Source organism: Bartonella harrusi, from assembly GCF_024297065.1.
Taxonomy (GTDB): Bacteria; Pseudomonadota; Alphaproteobacteria; order Rhizobiales; family Rhizobiaceae; genus Bartonella; species Bartonella harrusi.
In genome coordinates, this window is the sequence record NZ_CP101114.1 from 1,249,858 (window position 1) to 1,268,562 (window position 18,705).

General features: G+C 36.2%; 13 protein-coding genes and 3 pseudogenes. 9 read left to right on the top strand and 7 right to left on the bottom strand.

Features of this window, described 5'->3' with window-relative positions:
- Positions 1-118: 118 nt before the first annotated feature.
- Entirely contained in the window at positions 119-907 is a 789-nt protein-coding gene (locus NMK50_RS05875; RefSeq protein WP_254769698.1) for a tRNA1(Val) (adenine(37)-N6)-methyltransferase, read from the bottom strand.
- A gap of 196 nt (positions 908-1,103) precedes the next feature.
- Between NMK50_RS05875 and NMK50_RS05880 the strand changes: the two genes are divergently transcribed.
- The 6 genes and pseudogenes from NMK50_RS05880 (at position 1,104) to NMK50_RS05900 (ending at position 9,025) form a co-directional block, all read left to right on the top strand.
- Positions 1,104-2,180 carry a polyprenyl synthetase family protein gene (locus tag NMK50_RS05880; protein WP_254769699.1) on the top strand — a complete coding sequence of 359 codons (1,077 nt, stop codon included), beginning with the start codon at positions 1,104-1,106 and terminating at the stop codon, positions 2,178-2,180.
- A gap of 94 nt (positions 2,181-2,274) precedes the next feature.
- The gene (locus NMK50_RS05885) at positions 2,275-3,969 is read left to right on the top strand and encodes a tetratricopeptide repeat protein (protein ID WP_254769700.1); all 1,695 of its coding nucleotides are present in this window, start codon (positions 2,275-2,277) and stop codon (positions 3,967-3,969) included.
- A 102-nt stretch (positions 3,970-4,071) separates the two neighbouring features.
- The gene (locus NMK50_RS05890; protein WP_254769701.1) at positions 4,072-5,016 is read left to right on the top strand and encodes a glycine--tRNA ligase subunit alpha; all 945 of its coding nucleotides are present in this window, start codon (positions 4,072-4,074) and stop codon (positions 5,014-5,016) included.
- Positions 5,016-7,238: a glycine--tRNA ligase subunit beta gene (gene glyS, locus NMK50_RS05895; RefSeq protein ID WP_254769702.1), complete on the top strand. Its 2,223-nt coding sequence runs from the start codon at positions 5,016-5,018 to the stop codon at positions 7,236-7,238. Before NMK50_RS05890 ends, glyS begins: the two co-directional genes overlap by 1 nt.
- Before the next feature lie 486 nt (positions 7,239-7,724).
- A pseudogene (locus tag NMK50_RS10520) lies at positions 7,725-7,929 on the top strand (hypothetical protein).
- 45 nt (positions 7,930-7,974) lie between these two features.
- Positions 7,975-9,025: pseudogene (locus NMK50_RS05900) on the top strand (tyrosine-type recombinase/integrase).
- Positions 9,026-9,417: 392 nt separating this feature from the next.
- Here NMK50_RS05900 and NMK50_RS05905 read toward each other — a convergent pair.
- Positions 9,418-10,044: a DNA-3-methyladenine glycosylase I gene (locus NMK50_RS05905; protein WP_254769703.1), complete on the bottom strand. Its 627-nt coding sequence runs from the start codon at positions 10,042-10,044 to the stop codon at positions 9,418-9,420.
- Positions 10,022-11,452: an exodeoxyribonuclease VII large subunit gene (gene xseA, locus NMK50_RS05910; RefSeq protein WP_254769704.1), complete on the bottom strand. Its 1,431-nt coding sequence runs from the start codon at positions 11,450-11,452 to the stop codon at positions 10,022-10,024. The genes NMK50_RS05905 and xseA overlap by 23 nt, the downstream gene beginning before the upstream one ends.
- A gap of 596 nt (positions 11,453-12,048) precedes the next feature.
- Here xseA and NMK50_RS05915 point away from each other — a divergent pair.
- Positions 12,049-12,395 (top strand): annotated as a pseudogene (locus NMK50_RS05915) (integrase arm-type DNA-binding domain-containing protein); the annotation flags it as partial.
- Positions 12,396-12,484: 89 nt separating this feature from the next.
- Here the strand turns inward: NMK50_RS05915 and NMK50_RS05920 are convergent.
- Positions 12,485-14,116 carry an ABC transporter substrate-binding protein gene (locus NMK50_RS05920; protein ID WP_254769705.1) on the bottom strand — a complete coding sequence of 544 codons (1,632 nt, stop codon included), beginning with the start codon at positions 14,114-14,116 and terminating at the stop codon, positions 12,485-12,487.
- A 920-nt stretch (positions 14,117-15,036) separates the two neighbouring features.
- Here NMK50_RS05920 and NMK50_RS05925 point away from each other — a divergent pair.
- Complete coding sequence (locus tag NMK50_RS05925) at positions 15,037-15,177, top strand: hypothetical protein (protein WP_254769706.1); 141 nt, start codon at positions 15,037-15,039, stop codon at positions 15,175-15,177.
- A gap of 77 nt (positions 15,178-15,254) precedes the next feature.
- Positions 15,255-15,518, top strand: coding sequence for a DUF6460 domain-containing protein (locus NMK50_RS05930; RefSeq protein ID WP_254769707.1), 264 nt, complete (start codon positions 15,255-15,257; stop codon positions 15,516-15,518).
- Between the two features lie 22 nt (positions 15,519-15,540).
- On the opposite strand, the gene NMK50_RS05935 is transcribed toward NMK50_RS05930, so the two are convergent.
- The 3 genes from NMK50_RS05935 to NMK50_RS05945 form a co-directional block, all read right to left on the bottom strand.
- Entirely contained in the window at positions 15,541-16,350 is an 810-nt protein-coding gene (locus NMK50_RS05935) for a TIGR02186 family protein (protein WP_254769708.1), read from the bottom strand.
- 2 nt (positions 16,351-16,352) lie between these two features.
- Positions 16,353-17,273 (bottom strand): sulfite exporter TauE/SafE family protein, encoded by a 921-nt coding sequence (locus NMK50_RS05940; RefSeq protein ID WP_254769709.1) that lies wholly within the window; start codon positions 17,271-17,273, stop codon positions 16,353-16,355.
- Between the two features lie 161 nt (positions 17,274-17,434).
- Positions 17,435-18,253, bottom strand: a complete 819-nt coding sequence (locus tag NMK50_RS05945) for a hypothetical protein (RefSeq protein WP_254769710.1) — start codon at positions 18,251-18,253, stop codon at positions 17,435-17,437.
- Positions 18,254-18,705 lie beyond the last annotated feature (452 nt).

An 18,705-nucleotide genomic window follows, 5' to 3' on the forward strand; every position in this document is an offset into this window, starting at 1 on the left:
TAAAAAATGAGTAAAAAAGCCCAAATTACAAATCCAAGAGAAAATTCACCCAAAACTAAATCTCCTTTTAAAGATTAAAATTGATTCTAAATAATAAATTGAAAAATACAAGATATTATTAAAACATTTCCCACAAGCTTATACGCCCATTATTAATCGCATCAATCCGTGATGAAAAAGCATGATCATTCCCCTCATGCATAACCAGCGCTGGTAATATGGATAAAGCCGCTTTACTTCCTCGTTTTGCATAAAGTAAAATACGCATTGCCGCCGTTGTTGCACGTGCATGAACAGGAATTATACAAGTACCACCAAAGCGTCCTTCCAAAGCATGCAAAATATCATTCAGCGATTGTGGACGCGCAATTAACCCTAGATATCCACCTGGTTTAACAATTGCTGCGGCACTCCGCAACCAATGATCAAACATTGACTCAGACATAACATGTGCTTCCACTTTTTGTTTATCAGGTGTTTTGCGATCTATCGGATTGTTAAAAGGGGGATTCATAATCGCAAAATCAAAAAAATTATCTATCAAGCCTGCTTTTAAGCGATTCTTACCTTTTAAAGTAATATCTGCTTCTAACAAACAAATTCTCCCAGCAAGTTTTTCATTTTGTTTTAACATAAGCGTTTTTTGTGCATAGGATGCCATAAAAGCCGATCTTTCAACCAATGTAACATGAACTTTCAGACAACGCGCAGCAACCGCCAATCCCGCAGCACCAGCACCAGCACCTAAATCAACAACCTTCCCTTTTAAATTATTGGGAACCAAACTGGCTAATAACATAGCGTCCATACCAGAACGATGACCATATTTACGTGGCTGAACCAAATAAAATTTTCCGCGATGAAAGCTATCCATTGTTTCATCACTCTGATTCGTTATTTCATCCATCTGAAAATCTAATGTTCCTGTTAAATAACTACACTTTTTCCTATCAAATGCTGTTTAAACAAAAATGCTGTAAATTTTTCTTACAACTTTATAACAAAAAATTACACAAGCTTTTAAAAATATCCCTTATAAATACCATCAAAAGCTTCCACTCCAAAGTAACATCAAAAGCTTGTGTCAAAGTAAAAGCCTCTTTATGCTAATAGGCAAAATAAAATTCATCTCTTTCCATTGCAATACTCTAGGAGTAAACACATTGAGCGTAGCTGCAAAAATAAATCAGACAAAAAACAATCAAAGCTCTCTCCAACCCCTCATCAATCTTACCCAACATGATATGGAACAGGTCAATCAACTCATTCTTTCTATGGCAAAATCAGAAGTTGAAATGATCCCTGAAATTTCCAATCATCTCATTACATCGGGTGGAAAACGATTACGCCCTATGATTACGTTAGCTTCCGCTCATATGTTTGATTATCAGGGTGATGGGCATATAAAACTTGCAACAGCCGTTGAATTTATGCATACAGCAACCTTATTACATGACGACGTGATTGATGAAAGCAATTTACGACGCGGAAAATCTACTGCGAGAATGATTTGGGGAAATCAAGCAAGCGTACTCGTTGGCGATTTTCTTTTAGGACAAGCTTTTAAAATGATGGTTGAGGTTGGTTCTATAAAAGCACTTTCTGTTCTAGCAAACGCTGCGGCAATTATTGCTGAGGGAGAAGTTATGCAACTTTCTGCTGCAAAAAATATAGAAACCTGCGTTTCTAACTATCTCAAAATCATCAATGCAAAAACAGCAGCACTTTTTTCAGCTGCTGCTGAAGTGGGACCCATTATTGCTGGCTATAAAGAAAAAGAGCGCTCTGTCTTGCGCGAATATGGAACATTGTTAGGCCTCGCATTCCAATTAATTGATGATGCACTTGATTATAGTGGCACTGCTCAACATTTGGGAAAAAATATAGGAGATGATTTTAGAGAAGGGAAAATTACTATGCCTGTTATCCTCGCATATGCACGTAGTAACACGGTAGAAAAAGCATTTTGGAAACACGCTCTTGAAGACGGCAATAGCAACGATGAAGCCTTTGCTCACGCACAACACTTAGTCGAAAAATATGGTAGCATCACGGATACAATAGAGCAAGCGCGCATTTATGGTAAGCGCGCAATCGATGCTCTTACTTCGATAAAAAAAAGCCCTGCTCGCAATGCTCTCATTGAAACTGTTGATTTTTGTATTGCGCGTGTAAACTGATTCTTTGCCAGAATCTTAATATTTTTCAACAAAGTGATCGGATATGACCTATAAACCATACAATCGATTGATTATCTTGAAAAGGATTAGCTCTATGTGCGGTGCAACAGTATCCCGCTTTTTTACTCTCTTTATTGCAGGTATCATACTGATGCCAGCAATTACCTACAGTAAAATAAATGCCACGACAAAGACAACATCATTTGCAGGCGCCTATCTCGCTGGAAAGATCGCAAATCGTGAAAATAAAACAAATCTTGCCATCAATTATTTTAAACAAGCGCTCGTTTATAAACCTGATAGCATTGAAACACAAAAAGAGCTCCTTGAATCCTTTCTCTCCGTTGGAGCCTTTAAAGAAGCTGTTCAACAAGCCAAAAGACTTAAAGAGCAAGATGTCATAACACCCTTTGTTTCCTTAACGCTATCTATAGAAAATCTCATTAAAAAAGACTACGAAAATGCCAAGCTTCTTCTAAAATTAAAAACACCTGCTGCTAGTAATAATCCCATACCTGAACTTATCGGAGCGTGGGCTGCATTCGGGGCTGGACAACGTGCTCAAGCAATTGCTGATCTTGAAAAAATTCAAGGGCCTGCTTGGTATGAGCTTTTTATACGCTATCATCTTGCACTTATGAGTGATTTAGCAAAACACACACAGGACGCAAAAAAATATTTTACTCAAGCTCTCAATAACCGACAAGGTATTGCTATAGCTCCTAACACTTATGAACGTGTTATCATAGCATACGCCTCATTCCAATTGCGTTACAAAATGCGCAATCAAGCTCTTCAAACTCTTAAACTCGGCGAACAAATGTTGCAAGGTCGAGAAATACTCAAAAACATCCGAGAAAAAGTTGAAAAAGGTGCTTCCCTAGAAAGATTAATTCAAACACCCCAACAAGGAGCAGGGGAAGTATTGTATAACTTTGGTGCAGCTTTAAATCATAAAAACTCCGGACAAATTGCACGTATTTTTAAACAGTTATCTTTAACCCTCTATCCTCAAAATGATGCAATATTGTTTCAACTAGCAAATATTTCTACCAAGCTGGATGATACCAATCAAGCAATTAAGCTTTATCAGGCTTTATCACCTAGCTCCCCTTATTATAGAATTGGGCAGCTACGGCTTGCATTTATTCTTGCAAATAACAATAAGCACAATGAAGCCATCAAATTACTTGGCGCATTAAAGAGAAAATTCCCCAATGATCGCCATATTTTGATAACATTAGCTGCCGTTTATATGCAAGAAAACAAATTTGCTGAAGCTGCTAGAAGTATGGATTATGCTATTGCACAAATAAAAAATTTTCAACGTGATGATTGGAAACTCTTTTATCAACGTGGTATCGCTTTTGAACGTCTACAGCAATGGAAAAAAGCCGAAGTTGATTTACGAAAAGCGCTTGAATTTGTTCCCGATCAACCTGAAATTCTTAATTATTTGGGCTATTCACTTGTTGAACGTAATCAAAAACTTGAAGAAGCGCTCCATATGCTGCAAAAGGCTTCCGCATTACAATCTCAAAATAGTCATATTCTCGATTCTCTAGGATGGGCTTATTACAAACTTAAGCAATATAACCAAGCTGCTCAAATATTGGAAACTGCCGTCAAATTGCAACCTGAAGATCCAACATTAAATGATCATTTAGGCGATGCTTATTGGAAAATTGGACGCAAGCGTGAAGCCATGTTTCAATGGAATCATGCAATTGATGGAGAAGCAAAGGATTCTAAACAAATCCGAAAGAAATTGAAATTTGGTTTACAATAAATGACAACACTTGACCATAACCCTATGAAACAATAGAAAAGTGTAAAATATTAGGTGCTTTTGGTTGCTGTCTATTGGTTAAATATTAAAAGAGTATAAAGCGTGAAACTGCCTGAACATCTCAATCCCAAATATTCTTTTCAGGGACTTATTTTAACTTTGCAAAATTATTGGGCGCATTATGGATGCGCAATTTTGCAACCTTACGATATGGAAGTCGGAGCTGGAACTTTTCATCCCTCTACAACACTGCGCTCACTGGGACCTCGTCCTTGGAAAGTTGCTTACGTCCAACCCTCTAGACGCCCAACAGATGGCCGATATGGTAAAAATCCAAATCGTTTACAGCATTATTATCAATTTCAAGTGCTTATCAAGCCTTCTCCTCCCAATTTACAAGAGCTTTATATCAATTCGCTACAAGCTATCGGTCTTGATACAAAGCTTCACGATATTCGCTTTGTTGAAGATGATTGGGAAAGTCCTACCCTTGGTGCTTGGGGGCTTGGGTGGGAGTGTTGGTGTGATGGAATGGAAATTTCTCAATTTACTTATTTTCAGCAGGTTTGTGGTATTGAATGTGCTCCAGTTTCAGGGGAGCTCACTTATGGGCTTGAACGTCTCGCAATGTATATACAGGGTGTTGATAACGTCTACGATCTTAACTTTAATGGCTTAGATGGCGAAAATAAAATAAGTTATAGAGATATTTTTTTACAAGCAGAGCAAGAATATTCATACTATAATTTTGAATTTGCTGATACGAAACTGCTACACCAACATTTTATCGATGCAGAACGTGAATGTATTGCCCTTCTTGAAGCTGGAAAACCAGATAAAGAAAATATTTTTCATCGGTGCGTTTTTCCAGCTTATGACCAATGTATAAAAGCGAGTCATATTTTTAATCTTTTACAAGCACGTGGCGTTATCTCTGTAACCGAGAGACAAAGTTATATTCTTCGCGTTCGCGATCTTGCACGCCGTTGTGGAGAGGCTTTCTTACATACAGAAGCTGGGTCAAATCACACTAAAGGAAAAATCTAATGTCTGATCTTCTTCTGGAACTTTTCAGTGAAGAAATTCCTGCACGCATGCAACGAAAAGCGGCTGCTGATCTCAAAAAATGTCTTACGGATCAACTCGTAAAAACAGGCTTAACTTACAGAGTTGCTAAGGAATATTGGACACCTCGTCGACTAACATTAGACATACGCGGTCTTTCTCTATGTTCAAAAGATATCCATGAAGAACGTAGAGGTCCCAGTACAAAATCACCACAGCATGTCATTGATGGATTTCTACGCTCAACAGGACTAAGTGATATTTCTGAAGCAGATATTGTGCATGATAGTAAAAAAGGCGATTTTTATGTCGCTAAAATCATTAAAAAAGGCAGAAAAGCAGAAGAAATTATTGCTGATATTTTACCAGATATTATTCGTAACTTTCCCTGGCCAAAGTCTATGCGTTGGGGCGAAGATTCAGCCAAAAGCGGAGCTTTGAAGTGGATTCGATCTTTACAAAATATTCTTTGCGTCTTTGGACCAGAAATTGGTGAAACACATGTCATTCCGTTTACTATCGGTTCTCTCAAAAGCAATCATCTAACCTATGGTCATCGTTTCTTAAGCGACGGAAATCCCCTTCAAATCCGCCGCTTCGAGGATTATATCACCAAGCTTGAAGCCCATAAAGTTATTCTTGACGCAGAAAGGCGAAAGAATATCATTTTGGCTGATGCTCAAAATCTTTGCTTTGCAAATGGTTTAGAACTGGTTCAAGATGACGCACTTTTAGAAGAAGTTGCAGGACTTGTCGAATGGCCTGCTGTCCTTATGAGCGATTTTGATAAATCTTTTCTTGATATTCCTCCAGAAATTATTCGTTTGACCATTCGTACACATCAGAAATGCTTTGTAACGCGCAAACAAGGCGATAAGATCAAACTGTCTCATCATTTTATTCTTGTTTCTAATATCCTTGCAAGTGATGAAGGCAAAGAAATTATTAAAGGAAATAGTAAAGTTGTCTGTGCTCGCCTTTCCGATGCACTTTATTTTTGGCAAACAGACCAACATGATTTACCCGATATTAAGCATTTAGAATCTTCTGCAAGAAAATTTGATCTTGATTTAAAAAAAACTCTCGATCAGAGAATGGCACGATTGGATCATTTAAATGTGACCTTCCATGCACAATTAGGTACACAAGGTGCAAGAGTAGAACGCATCGCTGCTTTGGCACAAAAAATTGCCCCTTTGGTGCAAGCGAACTCGCTTTTAGCTAAACGTGCCGCAGTGCTCGCAAAAGCTGATTTGCAAACAGAAATTGTCGGAGAATTTCCTGAACTACAAGGACTGATGGGACGAAAATATGCCCTTCTTCAAGGAGAAAATCCTCGCGTAGCTGAAGCAATTGAAGACCATTATAAACCTCTAGGACCAAAAGATCGTATTCCACAAGAGCCTCTTACAATAACAATTGCACTGGCTGATAAAATTGATATGCTTGTTGGTTTTTGGCTCATTAATGAAAAACCTACAAGTTCCAAAGACCCTTATGCATTAAGACGAGCAGCATTGGGAATTATTAGACTTGTTCTTTTGCGTGACTGGAAAATTAATCTCATACCCCTGTTTCATTTGGCAGCGAATCTTTTCTTACAACAAAAAAATAAATATGAAGAATCGCAAAGAGAAAATACGCAATCACAGAATCTACTTCTAGAAAAAACAGAATATATTTTATCAGATCTGTTGGTTTTTTTTCATGAACGTTTAAAAATCTATTTAAAAGAGGAAGGTGCCCGTTATGATGCTATTGAAGCAATCTTAAATAAAGATTCTGATGACTTTTTATCAGTCGCGCGTCGCGTCGAATCGCTGATTTCTTTTATCAATACAAATGAAGGAAACAACTTTTTATCCGCTGTAAAACGTACTGTAAATATTCTTGAAAATGAATCACAAAAAGAGACAATAAGAGCAAATGAAATTAACCCTGAACTTTTTATTGAAACAGAAGAAAAACAACTTTATCAAGAAATCATTGAAAGAGAAAATAAGATACCTCAACATATCACTGCTACAGATTTATCAAATATACTCAGTATGCTCTCTCCACTCGGAAAATTTATCGATATATTTTTCGAAAAAGTGTTGGTGAATGATAAAAATCCCAATATTCGTATGAATCGTCTTGCTCTTCTCAAATATATCCACACCATTACAACAAAAGTAGCAGATTTCTCTAAACTTGTAATCTAAATCCTATACATAAAAAAATGATATTAAATTTTTGTGAAATCTTCGTAAAATTTCAATAAGTAGAAAATATGAAGAAAAAAATAAAGGGCTTTCCTCTTGAATATCTGCGCATTCCTAAACTTGGTATTGTCTGTGAAAAACAATAAAATTTAAGATTATAAACTTCTCTTTGAGAGCTATCAAAATACAGCTCTTAAAAAGAATTTGAATACGACAAAAAAATCTTATAAAATGTTTTAGACAAAAAATGTATTGTGATCGCCTAGTTTAAAGCTAATTTATGTGTATTTCATAGAGAAAAGTAGCCTTAACTCTTATAAAATTACAAGATTGGAAATATAAAATTAAGTTCATCTAAAATGACTTACAAACTTTTTAACTATGGTAATATTCCACCGTCCTCTTGCCAATCATCCGCTCATAGTATTATCAATAAATGCCTGATTCACACCACAGGTCAATTGCATCTAAGAAAGGAAAATAAACATGGCACCTCGCCCCACTGCTATAACACAACCTGCTATTGCTCGCGCCTTAAGAGAAGCAAAAAACAAGGATGCGAATGAATAAAGCCTACAGATGAAATCCTCATCTATCTGAAATCCAATATCCCAATACCAAATTCAGCAGCGCAACCTGATAACATTTGGAATTCATTCAACATAAATACGACCTTGATATCGTCTTATAGGCCCACCATAATCAAACCACATCCCCCCCTCATCTTGTTAAAAAAATTACCAAATATCAAAAAATCGTGTGGTATGTGCGTATTGGTCATGGAGAACCTATGAGAGTACGAGGAACCTATGAAACACAAGAATTTGTTGACAATTACAAAAGTGCACTTTTCCAATTACAAGGACTTATACTTTCTAAATCCAAACTAGGGAAACTAGTTGAAGGTTCTTTTGCATGGTTGATTAAATAATATTTTAACAGCTCCCATTGACATAACTTTGCTAAAGCTACAAAAAACAAAGAGAATTCATCCTTATGAAGGTATGCGATGCAATAGAGCATATTCCATATAAAGCCATCGAAAGAAACATATCATAACTGGTGTTGAACGGCGTAAAGAAATACCAGCGATGGCTCAAAATTTCCTAAAAGCACTTAATGACCTTTTTAATTGGGCAATTGATCAAAGTCTTTTAAAAACAATCCAACTGTAGAAGTAAAAAGACCAGCTTTCAATAACAAAGAGAGATTTGCTGTTTGGACAGAAGAAGGTGTTGAGAAATATTATCACTCTTGATCCCATAGTACCCATGAACGTGTTTGGATTGATATTCTTCTTTACACGGGTTTGCGTCGTAGTGATGCTGTTCACATTGGTTGAAAAGATGTCAAAGAGAATATCATTCATTTCAAAATAGAGAAAAGTAATTTCCAAACAAATGTTTTTCTTCCTATTTTTCTGAATTAGTAGAAATCTTTAAGATTGGGCCTATTGCAAAAGAAATATTTACTCGTGAGGAAAATGGAAATAAGTTCATTAAGAAAGTTTTGGAAACCTCTTTCGTGAGGCTTGTAAAATAGCTGGAATTTAAAAATCAGCGCATGACTTAAGAAAATGAGCAGCAACACGTGCCGCTCATTCGAGTACAACGGTCTTACAATTGAAAGCACTTTTTGAATGGATAGATGACGATATAGCATCTCTCTATACCAAAAGCGTAAAGCGTAGATCAAAAAAACTTGCCCTTGAAACTATAAAAATGAGGGATAGAGGCAAAAAGCGTAATAGAATTAATACCCTCTCAAAGCCCTTACATTATAGATAAAGCTTTGATTTTATTTACTTTCCTTTTGCAAAGTCATTCTGTAAATTTATGTATTGGATACAAAAACAAACCAATACGATAACAATTCTATGTTGAAAAATACTTTATTTATAATAATTATAAAAAAACGTTATCATGTGCCTTATTATAACTGCCCTATAAATATTAAACAAAACCAATGCTGTAAATTATGTCAATAATGGTTTCAGAAAAAATTATTTTTTTCTTTTTCTTCACATTTCTGGGATTACTGTAGCTATTAAAATATATTCTATACTATCACGTTCAGGAATGATGATCCAATAAAAACAAGAAAACAATAAAAGACCATTCCACGACCTTTTATTTATGCTACTGAGCAACGTTTATTAAGCAAAGAAAGATTTGCAAATTTACCGAAAAAAACACCCTTCAATATGATCATTAACAATCCCTACAGCTTGCATAAAAGCATAACAAATGGTGGGACCAATAAATGTCCAACCACGTCGCTTTAAATCTTTAGAAAGCCGAAGAGAAGCAGGTGTTATCGGATGAGCCAATAGCGTTTGAAAATCTATCTTTTCATAACGCTCCGATTGTGGTGGTTGAAAAGACCAAAAATAGTAAGACAAACTTCCCCACTCCGTTACAATTTCTTGTGCTCTCAACGCATTATTAAGCACCGACCGAATTTTTCCTTGATGACGAATAATGCTTTTATTCTGTAATAATATTTGCACTTTCCCTTCATCATAATGAATGATTTTTTCAAAATCAAAGTGATCAAATGCATCTCGAAAAGAAGAAAGTTTTTTTAAAATTGTTAGCCAAGAAAGTCCTGCCTGAAAACCTTCAAGACAAATTTTTTCAAATAAATGACGATCTTCAAAAACAGGCTTTCCCCATTCATTATCATGATAAGCACAATAAAGCGGGTCAGTTCCAGCCCATGAACAACGAACTTTCCCATCCGCTCCCATGAGAAGCCCTTCATCAAGCATAACTTTTGGCATACTAAAAAAGGGTTCCTTGATCATCTTGATTCGACTTTAACCGTTTAGACTTTGAAGATCGGTTGAAAGCATGGTCATGTGTTAAAACATTAATTTCACCATCAAAAAAGCGTAAATTGATTTGTCCTGTTTCAGGAAGCTGAACCAATCGTTTAATAGGCTTATTCTCTTGTCCCAAAGCCAAAACAAAACCACGCTCTAAAATATTTTGATACGAAGTGCTTTTTAAAAGCCTAAATGCTACCTCTAGCTCAGCACGTTGCTTTTCCACATTGCGCATAAAAGCACGATGAAGACGCATAGTATATTCCTTTGTATTGCGTTGTGCTTTTTCGGTATTCAGCAAACGCGGTGCAAAACGGATAGCAAGTGCATGAAAATAAAAATATTTTTTATCATAGCTCACACAAAGAGCACGCTGTAATCGACTTGAAACTTCATCAAAACCACGCCGTGGTAAAGCAAACAGTTGGTCAGAAGTTGGAAGAGCACGTATAATCGCACGCAATTTTTGTTGATGAAAATCAAAATAACGCGCAAATCCCTTGCGTAAACGTGCACCAAGAGACGATACATACAATTCGAGATCAAGCTTGACGGGAACAGCTTTTTCCGCTGCTCCTGTAGGCGTTGGAGCACGCCAATCAGCAACGTAATCAATGAGAGTCCAATCCGTTTCATGCCCAACAGCAGAGATAACCGGAAGAGTAGATCCGTAAACAGCACGAACAACAGCTTCATCATTAAACCCCCATAAGTCTTCTAAACTTCCTCCACCCCGTGCAACAATAATAAGATCAGGTCTTGGGACAAGTTCTCCTAAAGGAAGTGCATTAAAACCTTCAACAGCAGCAGCCACTTCACGCCCACTTGTTTCACCCTGAACACGAACAGGCCAAACCAAAATGTGCAATGGAAAACGATCTGATATACGATGAATAATATCACGAATAACAGCCCCTGTTGGCGATGTCACAACACCTATAATTCGCGGCATATAAGGCAAAGGTTTCTTTTTAGATTCGTCAAATAAACCTTCATCCGCAAGCTTCTTCTTGCGATTTTCTAGGAGAGTCATCAAAGCACCAACTCCCGTTGGTTCAAGTGCTTCAATGACAATTTGATATTTAGATGATCCTGGATAAGTGGTTAGTTTGCCAACGGCGATGACTTCCATCCCTTCTTCAGGAGGAAATTTGAGCATTTCCATGAATCCACGCCAAACAACAGCCTCTAATCGCGCCTTATCATCTTTTAAAGCAAAGTAAGCATGCCCCGAAGCATGAGGACCACGGTAACCTGATATCTCCCCACGAACCCGTACATAACCAAACTTCTCTTCAACAACACGCTTTAAAGCCCCTGCTATTTCTGAAACAGTAAATTCTGCTACATTCGTTGCACCTGTTTTTTCATCAAACAAACTTACCATTTTTTAATTCTTTACGCTCTTTTCTGTGAATCTTTTCGAAATATAACATCTTTAGCTTATTAGTTTATATTTTTATTCAAAACCTATGGCGTCAACTAAGATACCTGTACTTTTAACCTTAAACCACTATCAGAATTGAAATAAAACATGAAGATATTGGATGAAAATTCATAAAGCATTAGCTCATCCTATAAAAGAGTATCAACAAAAATTGAAATATCCAATTCTAACACCCACACAAAAAATCTTTAATAAACATAAAATCTTTTTCTAAAAGAGATTGATCATCATGTAAAAATTTATGGCAATGCCGTGGTTAATAGCCATATAAAAATTCGTCGTGATATTTATGATAACGATCAGTCTATTAATGCTTAGAACAATATTCTTTACACAACATATCAGTCTATCATCTATTAAAGACAACGTATTGATTTATAACAATCATTCATCATTTTGTATATTGAATGAGAGATTCAAATATCCTAAGATTCTGTCATTCCAAACCTGCTTATGTTGAATCAATCACAATCATTCCCTTGCCCGTCACAAGTGGGATTAGCGTGTAGATAAAAAAAGAGAAGAAAGGCGTAAAAATGCCTCTTATGAATCGTCTAAATACCAGGGGCTGTCATAACATTGGGGCCGGTAAAGAGTATGATGGCGCCAGCTTGTCCCTTGATAAGCGTAAAGATGGTGGCGCTCAATGGATTTACCAGTATATCATCCACAGGCGACATCGTGAAATGGGCTTGGGTGCCTTAAGAGATATCTCTTTAAAGCAAATTTGTGAATGTGCAATTCAATGGCGTTTTGTTCTTCGTGAGAACCGTGCCCCATTAAAGAACGTAACAAACAAAAACGTAAAGCAATGCGTAATCTCCATTATTTAAAAGATATTGCTCTCGATGCTTTTGAAAGTCGTAAAGCAAAATTAAAAAATTCAACGTACTGCAAAGTTCTTAAACCCTTTGCAATACGTCAAATAGATCATGATCATACTGTTTTGTATTTTATAAACTTGATACCTTCTTATTTTTCAATTGAGCTATAAAAAATACGTGGTGCACTATTCCAAACCCATTTTTTGACATCAGGAGTCATTGCTACAGTGTGATACGTCTGATAAATAAAAGCATAAGGACCTTTCTGCATAAATTCACGCTGCAAATCAGCATACATTTTTGCCCGTTTTCGCGGATCTTTTTCAAACAATGCATCCTTAACCTTTTGATTCATACTTTCATCAAAATATCCATGGCACCAACTAGCATAACCTGTATTTTTCGCTTCAAACCGATTATCAGGATTGTAAATAAGACGTGAAGCCATTGTATGAGGATCAGCAGAATCATTATTCCATCCGAAAAAAATCGTATCAAAAGAACGTGCGTAAAGTTTCGAAAATAACTGCGTACCTACAAAACGTTCAATTTTAAAACGTACGCCTACCTTTTTTGCATTTTCTTGGAGAGATTGGGCAATTGGCAACGCGAAAGGATAAGGAGAAGCTCCGGCAAAAATATTGGCCTCAAAACCATCTGGGTAACCTGCCTCTGTTAAAAGCTGCTTGGCTTTTTGAAGATCAAGTTTAAAGGGTTGTCCTTCTTTTTCATCCAAAGCGCCAAGATTACCAAGAGGGATAAAACTTGCACGGGGAATACCAACATCTTTGAGAAGGGTTTTTCCAAGTCCTTCATAATCAATAAGATAGCGCATCGCTAAACGCACTTTTTCATTGGAAAAAATTGGACTTGTCACATTGAACCCCCATATAATGACAGATGGTTCTAACACTTTTTTAACTTTGATATCTGTTGTTGCTTGAAGATCTGCCAAATCCTCTGGCATCAAATTACGTGCAACATCAATATCGTGTTTTTGCAACAACAAACGTTGCGTTCCAGGCTCCGCAACATGGCGAATGAGAATCTTCTTCAATTTAGGCGCTTCACCCCAATAATTGGAGCTTGCACGCAACAAAATCGCTTCTCCAGGATGCCAACTGCTTATCTGATAAGGACCAACACAAGCAGAATGACTAGCCAAATACCGATTGCCCATGTCTCCATCTTGCTCGTGTTTCATGAGTGTCTCACGATCAAGTAAAGCAAGTGTACGACTACTCGCAAAATGGCTAAGAATGAGCTCTGCTGGATAAGGCTTATCAAATTTCATCACCACTGTTTTGTCATCCGGAGCTTGAAAAGCTTCATCCATGTTTTGTTCTGTGATACCATATTCATTAAAAGTTGCCGCAGTGGACAATTTCAATTTTACAACCCGCTTCATACCCCAAATAAGATCATTGGCATGAGTAAGCCTACCATCGTTAAACTTTAAATTATCGCGCAAATGAAAAGTAATAACGGTACCCTGATCATCGCTTGAAACATCCCAACTCTTTGCCAAAGAGGGAACAAGTTTAGTCGCATCATCTTTAGCTGAAACAACTAAATTATCACAAACATTGACAAGAACTTCATTACCATAACGGTCATTGATTTGCGCAGGATCAAAGTTACTTATTGGATCAAGATTCCAAGCCATCACGAGCGTATCAGCAGGTGTTTTGCCTGAAACATGTTGCACAAACATACCCATTGCCATAACAGCAGAAACAAAAGAACTGCTCCCCTTCAATATTCTTCTTTTCAAGTTCATAGACTTTTCCTTTTAAAGTTTGTTGTATAAAGTTCTCATGCAACAATGACGTGCAAAAAAAATATTATCACGCTTAGAAAGCACACCTCCTAGAGGAAAAATAAAAAAATCTTCAGTATCAGAAACTGTTTACCAAAATCTCAATCCCTTTAAGCAGGTATCCGCTAAACCCAAATATGCAACAAAAAACGATCTAATTAAAATGAGGCTATCATAGATGACAACATCTATGAACGATATCACCGCACTTACTATCCAAAGTATATCAGAAAAAAATCCTTCTTTGCTTCATCAGACAGATTTCTCCGCAAAATTTCTTTTTGTCATTTTCTAAAAACTATCATCAAAACGTCATTCCAATTACTTCAAGAACCTCAATAGAATCTGATATTTTGATGATCGTAGATAAGTAGATAAATTGTAAGTTGTCTATCGTGATCATTTTCATTTCTCCTTTAGAAGGAAATGAGAATTTCCCACATCCGGATCAAGTAACAATCTAAAATCTGCGCCTTACCATAATTTTAAGGCAACTGTAGCATCACTTGAAATATAAGAAGAATAACCTGATATTTAACCACATATCGGCATATAATCATTTTTTCATCAAAGCATTTTAAAGCCCCCCATTTTTCTAGAAATACTAAACGCTGTTTAATTTGTTATGCCTGTTTTTTGCAAAGAACAAATTTATTACTTTTTTATACAAGTTGAAATATCCAATCTTAATACCTATATAAGCACATCTTTATTAAGATAGATAGTCTCTTTACAAGATAGGTTGTTTTAAAATTACATTTTAAACGTAACATATTTATTTTCATACTGAAAAATTTTTAATGTCATACAAAACATTACAAAATTCCCCTGCAAATCTATAGAAAATAAAGAATACCCACCAAATTAATGAAAGGAATAATATGAAAATATTTCGAAAAATGCCAACAGAACATGAGCGCGTTTCAGAAACCAGCGCAAAAATTACACCAGTATTACAAGGTGGTAAACTCGAAAGAGAAGTAAGAAAAAATAATAAAAAAAGCAATTTCTCTTCTTTCTGATAAGAATATCGTTGTATTATTGCAACAAAAGCACAATATTATGTGGAGATGTGTCAAAAAATATATAAAGGAGCAATATGTCTCATTCTTTTCATGCATTTCTTGGAGGAACATTAGGGCGTGTTGCCATAAAATTGCTTATCCTTTCATTTCTCGCTGGTATCGTAATGAATTTTCTTGGATGGACACCTCGAAGTCTCGTGCGAACAATAACAGAATTTTTAAAATCCCTGTGGGAAACAGGATTTATAACACTTACAAACTTCTTCCATATGACCATAATGGGAGCCATCATTGTTGTGCCTATTTTTCTTTTTTTACGTATTTTCCATAAAAAATAAATACTTCAGACTTCCCCTTGTGTTAATCCTTTCGAAACATCAGACGACATAAAAAACCTGTACTAATAGCTACAATCACCGCAACAATACCGTATAAAAAACTGTGCTTATGTGCTACATGAAAGATTGTATAAGCAATATGTGCTTTAACGATTTCAAGAGTCGTAGTCGCGCTATCAATAAACTGCCCATCGCGAAAAAGATAAGCACGGGCTTGATAATGTCCAACAGGTGTATTTGCCGGTAAACGAAAATGTGCTGTAAAAAGAGTACCAGAACCAAAACGAACGCCGCCTACTTCCTCATGATAAAGATTTTTAGCTTTTTGCAATTTTATAAGTTCATCACGAAAGATTTGTACTTTCTCCTGATCTTTTTCATCCGTTTTCAGTAACAAATAGGATAGTCCTAACCCCAAGCGTTTATACTCTTCAACACTAGAAATCTCATCAATGTCACGCGTTGTAACCATAGAATAAAAGAGAGGAACATTTTTAAAAACAAGGGAATCTGCGTTAACCCAAACACCAGCATTCCGTTTTTTTTCCCGCATAACCATAGGTCGCGCTTGCCCTTCTAGGATGACAACAATATCATAATGGTTTTGTCGAGAATATAATGAACCGATATTTTCCAAAACGCCTGCGATATAAAGATCACGACCATCGAATTGTGTGTCAACCATAATCCTGTTGGTTGTCACAATAATTTGGATAGTTTCGTGATCAATTTGATCAACAAATGTAGCGTTTTTTCCAACATCTGCATAGGTAGAAAAAGAGACTACATAAAAGCAGCTTACAACGATGCATAAAGAAAATAATCGACCCATTTTTATCTCATTAGAACATCTAGAGAGAACAGATTATCAGGGCGTACAAACAACTGAAAAGCAAGACGCATACATACAATCAACACCAGAAAAGCAAGTGCCATACGTAATTGTTCAGCTTTTAACTTTCGTCCAACCCGTGTTCCATATTGTGCCCCAATACTTCCCCCAAGCATCAACAAAAAAGCTAAAACAATGTCAACTGACTGATTGCTCACACTTTGCAAAACTGTGGTAAAGGAAGACACAAATGTAATCTGAAAAAGTGAAGTTCCAATCACCACACTGGTTGGAACACGTAGAAGATAAATCAGTGCTGGTATCATGAAAAACCCACCACCAATGCCCATAATAGAGGATAACAAGCCAACAATAAGACCAATTCCTAAAACTGGAATGATGCTGACATATATCATTGATGTCCGAAAACGCATTTTGAATGGCAAATGATGGATCCAATTATGTCTCCCAGCAAGACGAATATTGACTTTTGGTGCCTTGCGCTGGTGAAGCATATCGCGCCAACTTTCAATAATCATCAAGCTTCCTACACTGCCAAGAAGAATCACATAAAGAAGTGAAATGATAAGATCTAATTGTCCCCATTTTTTCAGAATAGAAAAAATCTGCGTTCCAAGGATAGAGCCTATCCCCCCTCCAACCACTAAAAAAAGGCCAAGTTTAATATCCAGAGTGCGTCTTCTAAAATGTGTAATTGCGCCGATTATAGATGATGCAATCATTTGGTTAGCGCCTGTTCCAACAGCAATAGCAGGAGGTATATTATAAAAAATCAACAAAGGTGTGATAAGAAAACCACCACCAATCCCAAAAAGACCTGAAAAAAAACCAGCAACGATCCCCATCCCTATCAAAATCAGCATGTTGAGCGACATTTCAGCAATTGGTAAATAGATACTCACTTACAAAACTTTCAAAATAATTTGGTTTTTTAGATAATTTGAGAGCTCCTCTCTCATATTCCTTTTCTCCAGCAATCTTTTTGTCTGTAAAAGAACATTTTAGAAAACCATATATGTCTTTGCAAAATAATAAATGCATAAAACATCTTACATCAATATTCTTAAATCATAAAATTAAAAAGATCTTCTCTTAAAACTCCATAAAAACATAATGTTATCACTATAGTAGATATCATAATTAAAAAATACCAAAAAAAATTCTTAACTGGAAAACGGAACAAAGAGATAGTTCCTTTAGACTCAGCATCTAAAGAAAGAGACAAATTATTCTCCGTGCAATAATCAGATACTTGAACATCGGAGCACTTTTCCTCTATTTTCGAATCCACCACACGCTTCGCAGCCTCTTTTGAAGAAGGCTGCATGACATCTCTTGGCAAAGAACTTTTATGCTCTTTTTGCGAAAAGTTTTCAAGATCTGTTTGGCTTTTGGTTGTACAGCTTTGTCTTGAAACGTTTGGTACTTCTTGGAGCAACGGACGTTCTTGGTTTTCTCCACACGTCATATCAGCAAGCTTCTGCACAACAGAATCAAGCGACTTTGAATGAGACATGCGTTGTTTTATCACTGCTTCTTCTAGATTTGTCTTTTCATTTTGCAAATTCTGAACAAGCGATTTAATCTGCTCCAAGTACTCAAAAAGCTTTCTTTCTCTTTGACGACGAATATAGTGCTCGGCCAAAATTGCCCGACTAATGTCATCCAAATAAGATTTTAAACCCTCTTCCACAAAACTTTGCGATATCAAAGGACGCGGTGAATGTTTCTTCTGCATTTGTGCATAAACCGAGCGTAATTTTTTGGCAATGTCCGACATTGTTATTTCAGTCAGCGTAGCTTCCCTTTCCTTTTTCCCCACAACGCGAAAGGAAGGATTATCTTGCTCCGTCTGCTTTATCGTATGAATCTTTCTATTCAAAAACACTACCCCTCATTGTCTTGCAAAATGCTATATCTCAATTAATCTTCTGCAAAGAATCGTATAGATCATTGGAAAGAATGCTCTATGTTGGTAAATAGAGTTTTAAGAACTTGCTCAAAATATTTATGCGTAATCTTTCATGATAACACTTTATAAGATTCAAATTGAAAAATTATTTTCCATTTTTCTTTTTTACTCTTTTACCCTTAATCTTAAGATCCTTTTGATTTGTAATGAACTGTACATGTGAACCCTCTTGTGAGTTATTCTCATACCATTTACCATTCTGTATCTCTTTTATTTTAAATTCTTTTAAAATTATGATGAGAATATCCATTTAAAATGAATGGAATTTTTATCCAAGCGAAGGTGATAATTATTAAAGTGAGCAACAATAAAAGGAAGACGAATAACCATGATAAACAAGAAAATTTAAGAAAACTTATATA

Excerpts from the sequence above, each read along its gene's own strand:
- NMK50_RS05875 (WP_254769698.1), bottom strand. The coding sequence starts at position 907 with ATGGATGAAATAACGAATCAGAGTGATGAAACAATGGATAGCTTTCAT.
- NMK50_RS05880 (WP_254769699.1), top strand. The coding sequence starts at position 1,104 with ATGCTAATAGGCAAAATAAAATTCATCTCTTTCCATTGCAATACTCTA.
- NMK50_RS05885 (WP_254769700.1), top strand. The coding sequence starts at position 2,275 with ATGTGCGGTGCAACAGTATCCCGCTTTTTTACTCTCTTTATTGCAGGT.
- glyS (WP_254769702.1), top strand. The coding sequence starts at position 5,016 with ATGTCTGATCTTCTTCTGGAACTTTTCAGTGAAGAAATTCCTGCACGC.
- NMK50_RS05905 (WP_254769703.1), bottom strand. The coding sequence starts at position 10,044 with ATGATCAAGGAACCCTTTTTTAGTATGCCAAAAGTTATGCTTGATGAA.
- xseA (WP_254769704.1), bottom strand. The coding sequence starts at position 11,452 with ATGGTAAGTTTGTTTGATGAAAAAACAGGTGCAACGAATGTAGCAGAA.
- NMK50_RS05920 (WP_254769705.1), bottom strand. The coding sequence starts at position 14,116 with ATGAACTTGAAAAGAAGAATATTGAAGGGGAGCAGTTCTTTTGTTTCT.
- NMK50_RS05925 (WP_254769706.1), top strand. The coding sequence starts at position 15,037 with ATGAAAATATTTCGAAAAATGCCAACAGAACATGAGCGCGTTTCAGAA.
- NMK50_RS05930 (WP_254769707.1), top strand. The coding sequence starts at position 15,255 with ATGTCTCATTCTTTTCATGCATTTCTTGGAGGAACATTAGGGCGTGTT.
- NMK50_RS05935 (WP_254769708.1), bottom strand. The coding sequence starts at position 16,350 with ATGGGTCGATTATTTTCTTTATGCATCGTTGTAAGCTGCTTTTATGTA.